We start from the raw sequence: 13,648 nt of genomic DNA on the forward strand, positions 1-13,648 counted from the left end.
CAATGTAAGACTCCCACGTAATTATGTCCGCTTTTTGGGATTAATGAGTCAATTGTTCACAATGGAAAAAGTACCTCCAAAAGGACCCAGTTTACTTACTATTCATGAAATGACTTTAAAAGAACTTCATGATGAAATAAAGCCAAAACATACAATTTTATTCTCTGAAACAGGCAAAGAGGTTGAATTAAACAATTTAATGAAAAAGGCAGTTGAAATCAAACCACTGGTAATTATTGTAGGTGGATTCCCACATGGTCAATTTGAAAAGAAAACATTGGAGATTGCAGATGAAGTAGTTTCTATAAGTAAAATATCACTGGATGCTCATGTTGCTATATCAAGAGTACTCTATTCTTACGAAATATCATCAAAAATAGACTTTAATAATGCTTTTTAGATTGAATCATTATGCGTTGATCTCGAATGATTTTGCTAAATTAAGTAGTTCTTTTTTCAAAATACCGTTTGCTAGAAATGTGTTATGAGTAGAAATCGCATTTTCAGTTTGTCATAACATTTTTAAACAGCTTTTTCTCTATATAGGAATTGAATTGAATAAAAGTTAAACGTTTCAATTCCTTAGAATATAGTTTACATTGTGCGGCTGTAGTCCAGCCTGGCTAAGACTTCGGCCTGCCACGTCGATGACCCGGGTTCAAAAAAATTGAGGTATATAACCCATTTTGAGATTCCCGGCAGCCGCACCATTTTAGTTCGGTAAATATCTTGGAACAGAATTGGATTTTATATCTTTATAAATTAATGCGCGGCCGTAGTCTAGCGCGGTTTAGGACTCTGCCGTATATTCAAGAGGAAATGCGGAGGATGCCTTCCAAGTCAGTAACCCGGGTTCAAAAAGTAGGAACATATCGTTTCTATTGGGAGTTCCCGGCGGCCGCACCAATCTCCTTTTATTAATTATTTATAACTTTATTCTAAGAGAAGGAGGAATAAAAAATGTTAGAAAAACTTGAAATTAAAACCCACAAAAAAGTTGATCTAATTGATATCACGAGTCAGATCAAGAAAGTGGTTGGAAAATCAGGGATTCAAGAAGGCATTTGTGTTATTTTTGTCCCACATACAACGGCAGGCGTTACCATTAATGAAAATGCAGATCCGGATGTTATTCGCGATATAATCGAATCCATAAATGAAATCGTTCCATTTAACGCCACATATAAACATAGTGAAGGCAATTCTCCAGCTCACATTAAGTCATCACTTTTTAGTCCAGATCGTACAGTAATCATAGAAAACGGTGCTCTTGCTCTAGGAGTTTGGCAGGGAATATATTTCTGCGAATTCGATGGACCACGTAATAGAAAACTATTTGTAAAAATGCAAGGAGGATAATATTTCAAGCGATAAGTATCACAAAGCATTTTTAAAAAGAAATATGGTGCGGCTGGCAGGATTTGAACCTGCGACAATCGGATCTTCAGTCCGACGCTATAGGTAATTAAAGGATTATTTAATTCTCCCTGTCTAAGCTACAGCCGCCTGTTTAGTCCATTACTTTTTCGACTTAGACAGAAAAGTCTGGCTTCGTATATAAATTTTTGCACCTAACACTCAGTTTCTTAACAAAGTCCTGTATCATAATGAAATTAGATCGTTGACTCAGCGGGTTCTCTCTTCAAATAGTGCCGCACTAAGTAGAAGCACAAAAGCTGCAACAATCACTAAAAACAAAAACTGGAAAACTGGATCAACAAAGGAAAGGTACGGGATTTTGCGAATATAAAGAATCACTGCAAAAAGCATATAGATTCCTAGATAGATTGTGATGGAGATAAAAGATCCACCTAACGTTGGATAAAGTATTTGACTTTCGCTAAGGTTACTTCTACGGGCAATTCCTTCAGTGAACAGAATTGCTGCTCCAGTAACTGCTAGACCGCCTCCAATAAGACTTGAAATAAGTATAGATGCGCTTTGAATTGCTAGAATTTGGCTAGCGTGATACAGAGTTGGAAGTTGAGCTACTAGAGAAAGCCCAAATATAGTGATTACTACACCTACAAGGCTATAATGCTTCCATGGATAGATTCGTGACATAACTACAAACACCACTATAAAAAAGTGGAAATGAAAATTGAAATGAAGAAATACGTTTTACTCCAATTTGTCAGCATATTTTTGCTGTTCTTCTTCGATCCATTTTGTAATCGCGTCCTGGTCTGAGCCTTTTATGAGACCTGCAAGATCGGCATCTAAAGCTGAAGGCTCAACGACAAGAAGCCATCCTTCGCCGTAAGGATCATCATTAACTAAGGAAGGATTGTCTTTAACTGCGGGATTAGCTTCGGCGATAGTTCCAGCGACTGGTGACTTCAAAGGTCCTACCCATTTCCCCGTCTCCAGTGTTCCAAATGTTTTTCCAACTTTTGTAGCTTTGCCTGCGGGACGGAGTCTCACAAAAAGGATCTTACCTGCTATCTTCTGTCCAAAGGCATCCATACCAACTTTAACTTTATCTTCTTCTTCTTCTTGTTTCAACCAAATATGATGTTCTGCATAATAATATAGATCTTCGGGAAATTCAAGATCGCCAATTTTCATAAAAGATCACCACTTAAAATTTTATTTGCCATTTTCCCTTATTGTTTTTCGACTATTTAAAAATCTAGTGGATTTTAGTGTGATCTATCTTCATCTAACGATTAATAATTCTTATTTACTGAATTATTCGTCAAAAACAGTTAGGATAAGATGGTGGGCGGGGTGAGATTTTCAGAAAGATAGATTCTCTCCTTTTTCCTTTGAACTCACGACTTTCGGGTCCATACATCAAGTGTATGAATACTCCGCGACGTCAACGCGGCGTCATAACCAACTAGACCACCCGCCCGTATACATTAATTACACAAGGGGTGTTTTTATTAATGGTGGACCGGGAGGGATTTTCATGAATTGGAAGTCATCCCAATTCCTTTTGAACCCTCGGGTCGGCGAAGAATAGAACATCTATTCTGCTCCTCCGCGATGCCAACGCGGCGATCTTCCAGGCTGAGCTACCGGCCCACAAAATTGACATAACAATAAAGGCTAAACCACTCTTACTTTGTTTACCTTCTTATTTGTCCATGAATAACGTCTAATTCTTTTCGATCGACCGAAACCACATGCGGCGCACTGTTTTTTGCGAACGTGATAACTACGACGACCACATCTTCTACACATTATGTGAACCTTTCTATTTTTCTTTCCAAGTGAGGGAGTTCCTTTACCCATTGTATTCACCTTGGTAGTTAAGTTAGTTTAGCCTTATAGCATAGTAATTAACGTGGAGGTGGTGAGATAAGTATAACATTATCGCCTCTAACGATGATTTTTCCAAGAGCCTTTATCTCATCGGCCCTAAATTCCTCGGCCTCTTCTAGCACAAGGTTCATATGTTGATCATAGGAACGGAGTTTTCCACGAATTTCACGTCCTCCTTTGAGTTTTATCAGGACGATTGCATTTAAAGATCGTTGTAAGAGTTCTATTGGCTTATCTGCAGCTGACATTATATCCAACCTCTTCAGTAATTTAACGGAGGGAAAAGTTGTAATAGAATATTTAAAAAGTTTTGTTTTTTGCTTGGGTTGTTCATTCCAGTATTTCAAAAACAAGATATCTTTAAATCTATTTTTAAACTTCAGAAGTAATAGGAATTTGATCCAATAAGCCCTATGGAATAAAAAACACAAAAGAATGGTCGATACTTTGAAATTGAAACGTCATTTCATGAAATCCTCTGACATTAAACGACTGAGAAACGAGGTGTTAATGAGATTTGGAGATCTTGGGGCAACACTTTTCCCAAAAAAAAGTCGAGTTGAAAGAATACAAATATCTAATAATGAAACTGCATACTTTGTAGACGAAAATTTACAGCTGCTTAAAATTAGCGACGAATTTATTCCTTCTCTTTTCTCGATTTATGAGAGGAAAATTGAGCTTCCAGCAGTTTATGTCGATCAAGGAGCCGTCAAAGCGTTTTTGAATGGGGCAGATATGATGGCTCCAGGAATAACGAGAAGTGATCAATTTGCCGAAGGCGATGTAATAACTGTTAATGAGGAATTTAAAAATAAGCCCATTGGAATAGGAATAGCGCTTATGAGCAGTGATGAAATTAAAAATACAACTCATGGAAAAGCGATTAAAAATCTACATTACATAAAAGATAAATATTTTGAGTTAGCTGGGATTTGAATAACTTAACGATTTGTTTCCGACATAATACTTTTTTTTGCGGGAACAATAATATCTAGAGAGATACGGGTATAATATTATCTTTCATAAAAGAATCCGTCACAATTCTGTTATAGAATAATGAGATTCGATAAAAAAATAGTCTAATTTCGTATGGAAATACAATAAGGGGTGAGATTTATTACGTCAATATTCAGAAATTTTTTTAGGGGAAAAGAAGTCGAGGAAATTTCATTCGACGAAGACATCGGTGAATACTTAGACAAATTTGAGATGTTTGATCAGGAAGGAGAAAATATAACAGAATTAATGGGAAACACTGAAATTTATGTTAAATCAATACATCCTACTTGTTTGGAAGATATCTCAGGGATAGAAAAGGAGCTTAAACGAGGACATATTTTGATAGTTCACCTAACGGGGCTTTATGAAAGACCACGTGAATGTATGAGAGCAATTGAGCAAATACGTGGCATTTTACGCTTCGTTGGCGGAGATATAGGTCACATTGTCGGTGGTGAAACCTTAATAGTAACTCCATCGTTTATCCGTATCTGGAGAGAGTGATTGAGCTCTTTTAATTTTTTTATTACCCTCACATTTTAAACTAGAACATCAGTAACTAATTCAAAACAGATTAGATCTCTGAGTTAATTTAAGTACGAAAGATATGCTCAAACAAGGCGAAGTGTTTCAAGATTAGTTGGGGCGTGAGTTTCAGTCCTTAATATCTTTTTAAGTGACTTTGCTAGACCTATACACTTTGATTTTTCGCCGTGGCATGTTATAACTTTCTCAGGTCGTGGTGTAACTTGTTTTGTATAGTTTATTAATTGTCTTCTGTCAGAATGACCTGAAAAGCCCTCTACAGTTTCAATATTGAGGGCAACTTTAACTATCTGTGGTTTAGAATTCTTTCCACCAGTCATAGGAATTTCTTTTTGACCCTTCTGTATCCTTCTTCCTAAAGTTCCTTCGATTTGGTATGATACAAAAATGACCGTGTTTTTTGGGTCAGGTGCCAGATATCTGAAATAGTCGACCGAAGGACCGCCTGAAAGCATTCCAGATGTTGCCAGTATAACACATGGTTCACCCTCTACTATATCAGGACGCGCTTTTGAAGAGTCTACTTGGGTGAAACAATCTGCTAGAAATGGATTTAGACCATAATGGAATATTTTATCACGTAGATCATGGGCAAGATATTCTGGATGTGTTGTATGGATGGCTGTGGCTTCAGAAATCATACCTTCAATGAAGATCGGAACTTCTTCCATGATTTTGTGCCTTATCGCCTCTTCTAATAAAACAATTATTTCTTGAGCCCTACCTACTGCTAGAACAGGTATTAGAACCTTTCCTCTTTGTTGAATGGTTCTATTAATCGCATGAATCAATCGTCTTTCAGATTCACGTCGAGAAGGCAAGTTATCATCTACATTTCCATAAGTACTTTCTAAAATAAGGGTTTCAAGCCTAGGAAAATGTGATGTGGCAGCCTCTAGTAATCTTGATTTAGAAAATTTAAAATCGCCCGTATAAGCGACATTGTATAGGCCGTCTCCTATGTGGAGATGTGATATAGAACTTCCAAGTATATGTCCTGCATTATGGAGAGTCAATCTTACGTCAGGGCTGATATCTGTCACTTCCCCGTAATCAAGAGGGATAGTATTGAGAACAACGCTTTTCACATCTTTTTGCTTGTATGGAGAGAGTTTTCCCTCGCGTTCAGCAACATCTAGGTAATCGAGTTGCAACAAGGTCATTAAATTACGAGTAGCCTTGGTACAATAAACGGGACCTCGATAACCATATTTATATAGAAAAGGAACAAAGCCGCAGTTATGGATAACTATTCCTTTTGCGACGAAACTGCGGTTGGGTTGCACTTCGATGTCAATTAGAGGTTTGGTGTTGGGAGAACTATTGATACGTTTTATGCGATGCCATTCGACATTGAGTGTGAGAATATGATGAATCTTTTGGACAATATCACGAATGCTGTCTTGGATTCTGTCTATTTGTGTTTTTAGGAATTCTTCGATTTCTTCGGTTGCAAAATCATATAAATTGCCTTCCTCGCGGTATTGAATCTGCATTGTAGATAGGCCAGTTGCCTCAGCGACTATTGATCGAGGGATCGTGAGTTGTTGACGGGCAGTAAGTAGATTATGTTTTAGCGTTCCTTTGAGGAGTTCAATAGAATTATAACGTTCCAATAGAACTTCTAAAAGTTGTTCAACAGTTGGTCGTGTAACATATCCTTTTTTGCGACGATACCAATCGAGAATTGCCATAGGAAGTTCTGTTATGCGAGGACTGTTATGTATCCTACCAAGTATTCCAATTTCTCGTAGAATGGTTTCAAGATCCTTTGAAGAAATAGGTATAAGTGACGATGGATAAACAAATCTTTCGTCAGAGAATGATGAAAGCCTCTTTTCTAACTTCTTGTTTTTCGTTGGAGCGGTGAAACCTACCAATTCGGAAAATCGTTTAAGGGCATAGGGACTAGCTAGACGTATTACATTGCCTTTAAGGTGTACTGAGGAAGGTATATCAAGCTGGTAAAGGAGAAACTGGACTTGACGTAAAAGTTTATGGCTGTAACTACAGAATTTGATTCCAATTACAACTGTTCCTTCGGCGTCAAACAATCCTTTGAGATATTCTTGTTTTATCGATAGTGGAGCATCTTGGATTATTTCAGGGACTTCAAGGTCTTTACTCTTTGAGAAAATAGTGGAGAAATTACTTTCTAAGAACCTAAGGATTTGCGCGTTGTTTACTGAAATTGTATATGTCGGTGTCTGTGTATCTTTTCTCTCTCTAACAGAAGGTTTAACACGAAATAGTTGAGTTATTAATCTGGAATAACTTAATATTAGCATTTGATCCATTTCAGTAATGCGGAAGGAATATTCATTAGATTTGTGACCATCACCTTGAATGTACCCGACTAATCGAGCAAGTTCAGGAGTGAGAGTCTCAGGAAGTCTAGGAAATTCAAATTTTTCAGCAAAAGTTTTCCATTCGATGTTATAAAACTCAGTTATGGCGCGAATAACAGGCAGAGTTGTAGAAGTAGGATTAGTCTCAATTTTCGAAATTGTGTTTACATGAACACCAACACTTTTAGCTACTTGTGCTTGCTTGAGATGTCGCTTTAAGCGAAGTTCTCGTAAGAATTCCCCTATATCAGTAGTGAGAGGGATTAATCCTTCATATTGAATATCAGTTACCAATTTAACAGGTGAGGTTTTTTCAACCATTATAGGACGCTGAATAGGTAGAAGCATCCCTTCCTGCAAATCTTGAGCTTCAACCTCACGAACTTCAAGTTCTTGAATTGTGAAAAAACGATGATTAGGAGAAGCAACGAGTTGGTGATAAGGTGTAATAATTTCTAATATTTCTTGATGGCCGTTTGTTACAGTTTTTCCAGTGCACTTTGCTGGCTCAAATTCACCAGTTTCCCAATTGAAGCTGGTTACCTGCTCTCCAGGTTCAACATCAACAATTGGTTTCCAACGGCCATCCGCCATTCGAATAGGAGTATCGGGCGGGAGACAATGATCTAAGTGAGCATGAGTAATGATAACGGCATCTAATTCATCAAGATCAAATTCTGGCATGTCTAATCGAGGAAAAGAATTACCTTGGCTAGAAGTACCAACATTTATACCACAATCAATTAAAACATTACTTTCTGCAGTTTGTACAAAGAGACATGTTCTACCAACTTCTCTAAAGCCTCCCAATGCTGTAAAACGCAACCAACCGTTGCGCATTATGACTGATCTATGGATTCGTTGACCAATTGTTTTTAAAATCCCTCTTCGTTTCTCGCTGTCTTTTTGTAGAGCGTGTCTTAGTTGTAAAACAATTCGGGACTGAATAGGAGGAGTTCGTATAACAGAAGGACGCCAAAATATTTTACGTGTGATTTCCTTGAGTGTAGTTCCATTACGGCCAATAACTAATCCAGGCTTTTTTGCTTCAATAATAACTTCTCCGACATTGTCATCAAAGTTAATGGAACTTATTTCTGCTTCTTCTGGAACTATCTTTTTGATTTCTGCTTCAGCCTGTTGCGGAGGCATTCGTAATGCAGGGTCAGATCGAATAACCAACCGTTTCCGTAAACGTTTAGCAAGTACCTTTATGATATCGCCATTATTTAACAAAACTTTTGGATTTCTTGAATAAATAGCAATCTCAGGACCCTCAAATTCAATATCAGAAACACTTGCGTCTTTAGGAATACTTTCTAGAATTGTGTGTTTTATCTTGTTAAATTCGTCGTTTAAAAACATTAAATCACCAATAATGATAAACTATGTTATCTACTGTTTACTATAACTTAAGGAAGACTAGGTACTCTTGAACAATGAAAAGAGCGAAATGTAGAAAGAAAACATCCATATACATATACGGGGTTTATCGCTTCGATCCATTCAAAATCTGCTTAATTTCATCTTCAGATACTGGTGTAAAGCCTTTTTCCGCAGAAATGACTGCAACTGCAATGCCATCACCAGATGCAGCATCGCGTTCCATCGCGGAATGTACAGCTCTGACTGCCAAATCCTTTCCCTCTTCAACAGTCATTCCTTCATCATATTGATCCTCTAATAGTCCAAAAACGAACGGGGATCCGCTACCCGTCGAAATACTTTTCTCCTCTACAAGATTTCCAAGAAGATCCAGTATGAATAAGTGAGGACCTGTAGAATCAACTCCAGCAATCAAGCTTTGGAGATAATAAGGCATGTATCTTGATTGAAAAAGAATATTAGCAATCAAACGTGCTGCTGACCTAACTGGCATTGGAACTCCGCGCTGCAGTTTATAGAGTGATGCTTCAACTTGAGCCCAATCCATGACTTGCTGTGCGTCTGCAACTCTTCCAGCTATGGTAGCACCAAGATGATCATCAATCTTGAAGAGTTTTTGTGCATGTTTATGTGAAATGAAATAGCCTGCTGTGGCCCGCATATCAGTTGCTAAAATCACTCCATCGCGTAGGACTAAACCAAGAGTCGTGGTCATCCAAACACCTTAGCATAATGAATTAAATTAAAAATATGAATCTAAATTAACTTTATGAGGAAAAAGAGTAAGCCTCGTCTCTACTCTATCCCCAGTCTTTAAATAAATTTCGATTTTTACCTTGGAGGTTAAAGACGTAGCTCTACTTTTTAAAGCCTTTTCTTCGTGCATTTCTTGTATAGATTCTTTCATACCACAAAACATTAAATGGTTCCCTAAAGTACCGATTGCTCCAAAATAAATCCTTAAATATACGAAGAGATTATCTTTATTTACCTTTTGAAGAGAAGAAGAATAAGTAGAGGAGATTTCTATGTCAGAAGAAAAGGCGGATAATGTAGTGGACTGCAGTGGGCTCTACTGTCCAGAACCTATATTTCGTACCCGCGAAGAAATTAATAAATTATCATCAGGTCAGGTTTTGAAGATTATTGCAGATGACCCAGCTTTTCTGGAAGACATTAAAAGATGGGCAAAAAACACTGGAAATGAATTGCTAGAAGTCCACAAAGAAGGATATGAGATTGTTGCCCTAGTCAAGAAAAAATAACCTAATTTCTTCTTTTTTCTACAATCATACTCATTTTTGGCATTCCGAGCAAAAGAAGGTACTTCTTCCGTTTTGGACAATACGGGTTATTTCTGTCTTACAGTTTTGGCATATTTCACCATGTTTCCCATAGACTTTATGCCAGTTTTGTGCAGATCCTTCTTGACCTGTTGGAATTTGAAACGTGCTCAAGGTACTTCCATTGCAATCAACTGCCTTCCAGAGCGTTTTTGATATCGATATCCCAAGTTCTTTTCTTTCTTTTTTGGTGAGAGTCTTTACAAGTCGGGTTGGATTTATTTTTGCCAAAGCTAATAATTCTGACTTATAGATGTTACCTACCCCAGCTACTAATTTTTGATCAACTAATATAGCGCCAATTTCCCTGTTTGCGTAATTTGGCTTGTTGAGTTTGACGAGAAATTCTTTCATCGGAAATGGTTTTGCTAATCCATCTACACCCATTTTTCTTATTGGGTCATGCTGCATCACTTTTTCATAACTTTCAAAGACTTTAAACTGTCCAAAATTTCTAATATCATCAAAAATAGCATATTGAGGGTATTTTTCAAAGTATATCAGAGCCTTAGAATGTGAAGGCAGCTTTTGATTACCTTTTTTTACGAGAATCCACTTGCCTGACATGCCTAGGTGATTTAAAATAATCTTTCCATCAAAACGCCAAACTAAAAATTTACCTATACGCTCAATATTAATTAATCGTTGTTTCTTAAACCAATCAAAGTCTGATTGTCTATTTTGGTATTTGGGATATTTTTGTGAAAGCTCTGTTAATTGAATTTTCTTCACTGTTTTCCCAATTAATGACTGTAGATATTGTCTAGTACATTCGACTTCAGGTCCTTCAGGCATTAGTTTAAATCTCCTTAAATTGATTTTGAAATCATTTTGATTTTTTGATGAGCAAGAAAGCAGATGTTTGCTTGTATTCTATTTTTTAAAAATGTATCACTTTTAAAAACATTAATGTTATACGCAAACCTTACAACTATTTATAAAACAGCGGAATCGTTTATGAAATCCCACGCTTTATGAAAATCATCAATCTTTCCGTTTTTGGAAAGACCAGCCTTAAGGTTATCGGGCTGTGCGCTCGTCACCGAGTTCAACACTTGCTTCATCAATATCGTTTTTTTCAGTATTTCGGCAGTCTTGAAGGAGGTTATCCCGCTATACTCAAAGAGGTCATGGATCATCGACCAGCTACGGTAAGGACCGCCCTTTTTCAAATGAGGCTCTATAAAATCCTCAACTTGTGAGAGCACCCAATCGTAGACGGCTGGAATTGCTTCCTTGAAACCCAGTCCTCTTCGAGCTATTACATAACTTGCGAGATGATGGGTTGACAAATTATGTAATCGTGAATATTTGTATTTCCCAATGAGGGAGGTATATCCTGGAAATACTTTTCGGATGGACACACCGCGTTTTTTGCACTTTCGCCCCAATAATTGCAGGGCGGTGGTCTTCAAATTGTTTAATTTCCGATTGCGTTTTGTATTATAGGAAAATTCTTGATCGAATTGTAAATCCTCGATCACAATGCCTTTACCCTTATTGATGCAATAATTGACGACCTTATCCATCTTATAAGCGATATAATCAGTTCGTTTATCTTTTCTATAAGTGTGAAGGTTGCCAAACGAGATGTTATGATAGGAGAGTAAATTGCCGTGCATATCCACATTGGTTAACACTACAAAATTATAATTGAAATCCAGTCCAATCGTGCCGTTTTCGTAGCCGTAAGTGGGTTTTGGTTCTGAAATATCGTAAGACACATGGACAAAGTAACGTATTTCTCCCATAAAGACCTTCCTTTTTACGGTCACAGTGTATTTATCAGCATTAAGAATTTCTTGATACCATTTTTCCTGCACAGAATTTAAGGACAATGGGATAATCAACCATTTGTGACCTTTTTGTTTAGAAAAGGTGCGTAACTTAACTGTTTTATCGGATAATATTTTGATATTCCAGTTTTTTACACCTCTAGCTTTCACTCCAACACACCTGAAAGATGAATCCCGTCGTATCCTGAATTCTTCCCTAGTTATGTTGCCGCGTATTCGGTCTTTGAATAATTTCTTAGTGCCAAATACTACGGGTTCGAGGTGTAAATTATGTAATTTCGCCATGATCGAGGATTTGCAGGCGTATAAGCCCTTTAACCGTCTGTCGTGTGTATCCTGTTCCTTTATGGTGTTGATTTTTTTAGTAATAGTTTTTAGCTGTTTGGTCATGTAGTCCCGTCGTTTTTCCAGCCACGTTTTTTGTGCTTCCAGTTTCTGCTTGTTATCGATTAAGATGGTGTTGACATAAGGGTTGTTATGACACAGACTCATCAAACACTGCTGGATGATTTGTACTTCACCGAAGCGTGCTGTCATGTAATCCTCGCCGTGAAACAACAGATTATAACCGATGCGTTTCACTCGATTATAGATGGTAAAAATCTCATGGAGTTTACGTTCCTGTAATTTGTCGGGATAGATCCTGAATTTGGCTGTATAAATCATTCCTAGTAATCCCCTTGCCCCTTGCCTTCTTGTTCTTGTAATTGCGCCTGGAGTTCCTCAACTTTCTGCTTGTTATCTCACTTTTAATTAACTCAGATTGAGTTACTATCTGGTATTTTACAAAGTAATTTAAGCACCACCAAAAATCGCGGACTTTATATACTCAAATGAACTGCGGCCGCGCTTTATTTATAAAGACATGATGTTCGTTTATAAAGAAATGAGTTTTTTTCAACGTTATGATTAAAGTTAAGGTCTTTTTACGTTCAGTAACGGAAGAAAAAAGGTTTTATCTCATTTTTAAAGGCAATCACAAACCTTTCTTAACTTCTTTCTTTAAAATTACGCTTTACATGGTTTTAACTTTATATAACATCTCTTTCAACGCTATGTCATAACATTCTGCTCTCATCGGGAATCATAACGACTACCGCAATAAAGGAATACCTTTAAGTTCATGGTGCTACAAGTCATGTTTATACGCAAATTGAATTTGACTATTTATTGAGAAAAATAAAATTGATACACAAAATTATTATCATCACTATTATTATTGTAAATGCGAGGATAGTGCATTAAATGGAAGCATCTGAAGCAAAACATCGGTTTCAACTTCCGCGTGAAGTACTAATTGGCGGAGGCGTAATTACTGATGTTGGAAAAGTATGCACAGAATTAGATTTTGGAAAAGCGCCGTTAGTCCTTGCCGACGAAATTACAATTGATATTGCAGGAAATACAGTTCTTGCTTCACTGGAAGATGAGGGATTTCAACCGCTTAAGTTGATCATCAAAGATTCTAATTTAGAGCAAGTAGAAATAGTTGAGAAAAGAATCCGTGAATCGAACATCAATATCGTTTTAGGAGTTGGTGGAGGAAAGGTCATAGATGTGGCGAAAGTCTCTGCCATGAATTTGAGCATCCCTTTTATTAGTGTACCTACAGCAGGATCACATGACGGAATCGTCTCGCCAAGAGCGTCTATTAAAAAACCCATGATACCACACTCAATTCCTGCTAAACCTCCAATAGCTATTATCGCTGATACCGAAATTATCGCAAAAGCTCCTTATCGGTTACTAGCTGCTGGCTGTGGGGATATAATAAGCAACTCTACTGCAGTTTTGGACTGGGAACTTGCACATAAACTCCGAAACGAATATTATGGAGAGTATGCCGCGTCTCTTGCATCTATGAGTGCAAAAATTATTATTGAAAGAGCAAATCAAATAAGATTAGGCATGCCAGGAAGCGTGCGGATTGTAATGGAAGCATTAATCAGTAGTGGGG

13 protein-coding genes, 5 tRNA genes and 1 pseudogene are annotated in these 13,648 nt (G+C 37.3%); 8 read left to right on the forward strand and 11 right to left on the reverse strand.

Annotated elements, in window-relative coordinates:
* From QVB70_RS01770 to QVB70_RS01785, 4 genes and pseudogenes are all read left to right on the forward strand, one after another.
* Positions 1 to 400: pseudogene (locus tag QVB70_RS01770) on the forward strand (16S rRNA methyltransferase); the annotation flags it as partial.
* Positions 401 to 603: 203 nt separating this feature from the next.
* A tRNA-Gly gene (locus QVB70_RS01775) sits at positions 604 to 710 on the forward strand.
* Between the two features lie 59 nt (positions 711 to 769).
* Positions 770 to 906, forward strand: a tRNA-OTHER gene (locus tag QVB70_RS01780).
* Between the two features lie 54 nt (positions 907 to 960).
* Entirely contained in the window at positions 961 to 1,359 is a 399-nt protein-coding gene (locus tag QVB70_RS01785) for a secondary thiamine-phosphate synthase enzyme YjbQ (protein ID WP_287582773.1), read from the forward strand.
* A 44-nt stretch (positions 1,360 to 1,403) separates the two neighbouring features.
* On the opposite strand, the gene QVB70_RS01790 is transcribed toward QVB70_RS01785, so the two are convergent.
* From QVB70_RS01790 to QVB70_RS01820, 7 genes are all read right to left on the reverse strand, one after another.
* Positions 1,404 to 1,506, reverse strand: a tRNA-Phe gene (locus QVB70_RS01790).
* A 120-nt stretch (positions 1,507 to 1,626) separates the two neighbouring features.
* Entirely contained in the window at positions 1,627 to 2,064 is a 438-nt protein-coding gene (locus QVB70_RS01795; protein ID WP_287582775.1) for a hypothetical protein, read from the reverse strand.
* Positions 2,065 to 2,121: 57 nt separating this feature from the next.
* Positions 2,122 to 2,568: a glycine cleavage system protein H gene (locus QVB70_RS01800; RefSeq protein WP_287582777.1), complete on the reverse strand. Its 447-nt coding sequence runs from the start codon at positions 2,566 to 2,568 to the stop codon at positions 2,122 to 2,124.
* Positions 2,569 to 2,719: 151 nt separating this feature from the next.
* Positions 2,720 to 2,857: transfer RNA gene (locus tag QVB70_RS01805), tRNA-Val, on the reverse strand.
* A 35-nt stretch (positions 2,858 to 2,892) separates the two neighbouring features.
* Positions 2,893 to 3,030, reverse strand: a tRNA-Ala gene (locus QVB70_RS01810).
* Positions 3,031 to 3,054: 24 nt separating this feature from the next.
* Positions 3,055 to 3,240 (reverse strand): 50S ribosomal protein L37e, encoded by a 186-nt coding sequence (locus QVB70_RS01815; RefSeq protein ID WP_287582779.1) that lies wholly within the window; start codon positions 3,238 to 3,240, stop codon positions 3,055 to 3,057.
* A gap of 47 nt (positions 3,241 to 3,287) precedes the next feature.
* Positions 3,288 to 3,518 carry an LSm family protein gene (locus QVB70_RS01820; protein WP_287582781.1) on the reverse strand — a complete coding sequence of 77 codons (231 nt, stop codon included), beginning with the start codon at positions 3,516 to 3,518 and terminating at the stop codon, positions 3,288 to 3,290.
* A gap of 220 nt (positions 3,519 to 3,738) precedes the next feature.
* Between QVB70_RS01820 and QVB70_RS01825 the strand changes: the two genes are divergently transcribed.
* Positions 3,739 to 4,209 carry a PUA domain-containing protein gene (locus QVB70_RS01825; protein ID WP_287582783.1) on the forward strand — a complete coding sequence of 157 codons (471 nt, stop codon included), beginning with the start codon at positions 3,739 to 3,741 and terminating at the stop codon, positions 4,207 to 4,209.
* A gap of 171 nt (positions 4,210 to 4,380) precedes the next feature.
* Positions 4,381 to 4,776, forward strand: a complete 396-nt coding sequence (gene sepF, locus QVB70_RS01830; RefSeq protein ID WP_287582784.1) for a cell division protein SepF — start codon at positions 4,381 to 4,383, stop codon at positions 4,774 to 4,776.
* Between the two features lie 107 nt (positions 4,777 to 4,883).
* Here the strand turns inward: sepF and QVB70_RS01835 are convergent, their stop codons facing one another.
* Positions 4,884 to 8,531, reverse strand: a complete 3,648-nt coding sequence (locus tag QVB70_RS01835) for a beta-CASP ribonuclease aCPSF1 (protein ID WP_287582786.1) — start codon at positions 8,529 to 8,531, stop codon at positions 4,884 to 4,886.
* A 124-nt stretch (positions 8,532 to 8,655) separates the two neighbouring features.
* A complete protein-coding gene (psmB, locus tag QVB70_RS01840) occupies positions 8,656 to 9,267 on the reverse strand; it encodes an archaeal proteasome endopeptidase complex subunit beta (protein ID WP_287582788.1) in 612 nt (203 codons plus the stop codon).
* 313 nt (positions 9,268 to 9,580) lie between these two features.
* Here psmB and QVB70_RS01845 point away from each other — a divergent pair, with 313 nt between their 5' ends.
* Entirely contained in the window at positions 9,581 to 9,817 is a 237-nt protein-coding gene (locus QVB70_RS01845) for a sulfurtransferase TusA family protein (protein ID WP_287582790.1), read from the forward strand.
* A gap of 30 nt (positions 9,818 to 9,847) precedes the next feature.
* Here QVB70_RS01845 and mutM read toward each other — a convergent pair whose 3' ends face one another.
* Positions 9,848 to 10,690, reverse strand: a complete 843-nt coding sequence (mutM, locus tag QVB70_RS01850; RefSeq protein ID WP_287582793.1) for a bifunctional DNA-formamidopyrimidine glycosylase/DNA-(apurinic or apyrimidinic site) lyase — start codon at positions 10,688 to 10,690, stop codon at positions 9,848 to 9,850.
* 140 nt (positions 10,691 to 10,830) lie between these two features.
* A complete protein-coding gene (locus QVB70_RS01855) occupies positions 10,831 to 12,357 on the reverse strand; it encodes an IS200/IS605 family accessory protein TnpB-related protein (RefSeq protein ID WP_287582795.1) in 1,527 nt (508 codons plus the stop codon).
* A gap of 579 nt (positions 12,358 to 12,936) precedes the next feature.
* Between QVB70_RS01855 and QVB70_RS01860 the strand changes: the two genes are divergently transcribed.
* The coding region (locus QVB70_RS01860; RefSeq protein WP_287582797.1) for an iron-containing alcohol dehydrogenase at positions 12,937 to 13,648 on the forward strand (712 nt) is incomplete at its 3' end.

Origin of the sequence: Candidatus Borrarchaeum sp., assembly GCF_019058535.1 — an archaeon.
In the GTDB taxonomy this organism is placed as follows: domain Archaea; phylum Asgardarchaeota; class Sifarchaeia; order Borrarchaeales; family Borrarchaeaceae; genus Borrarchaeum; species Borrarchaeum weybense.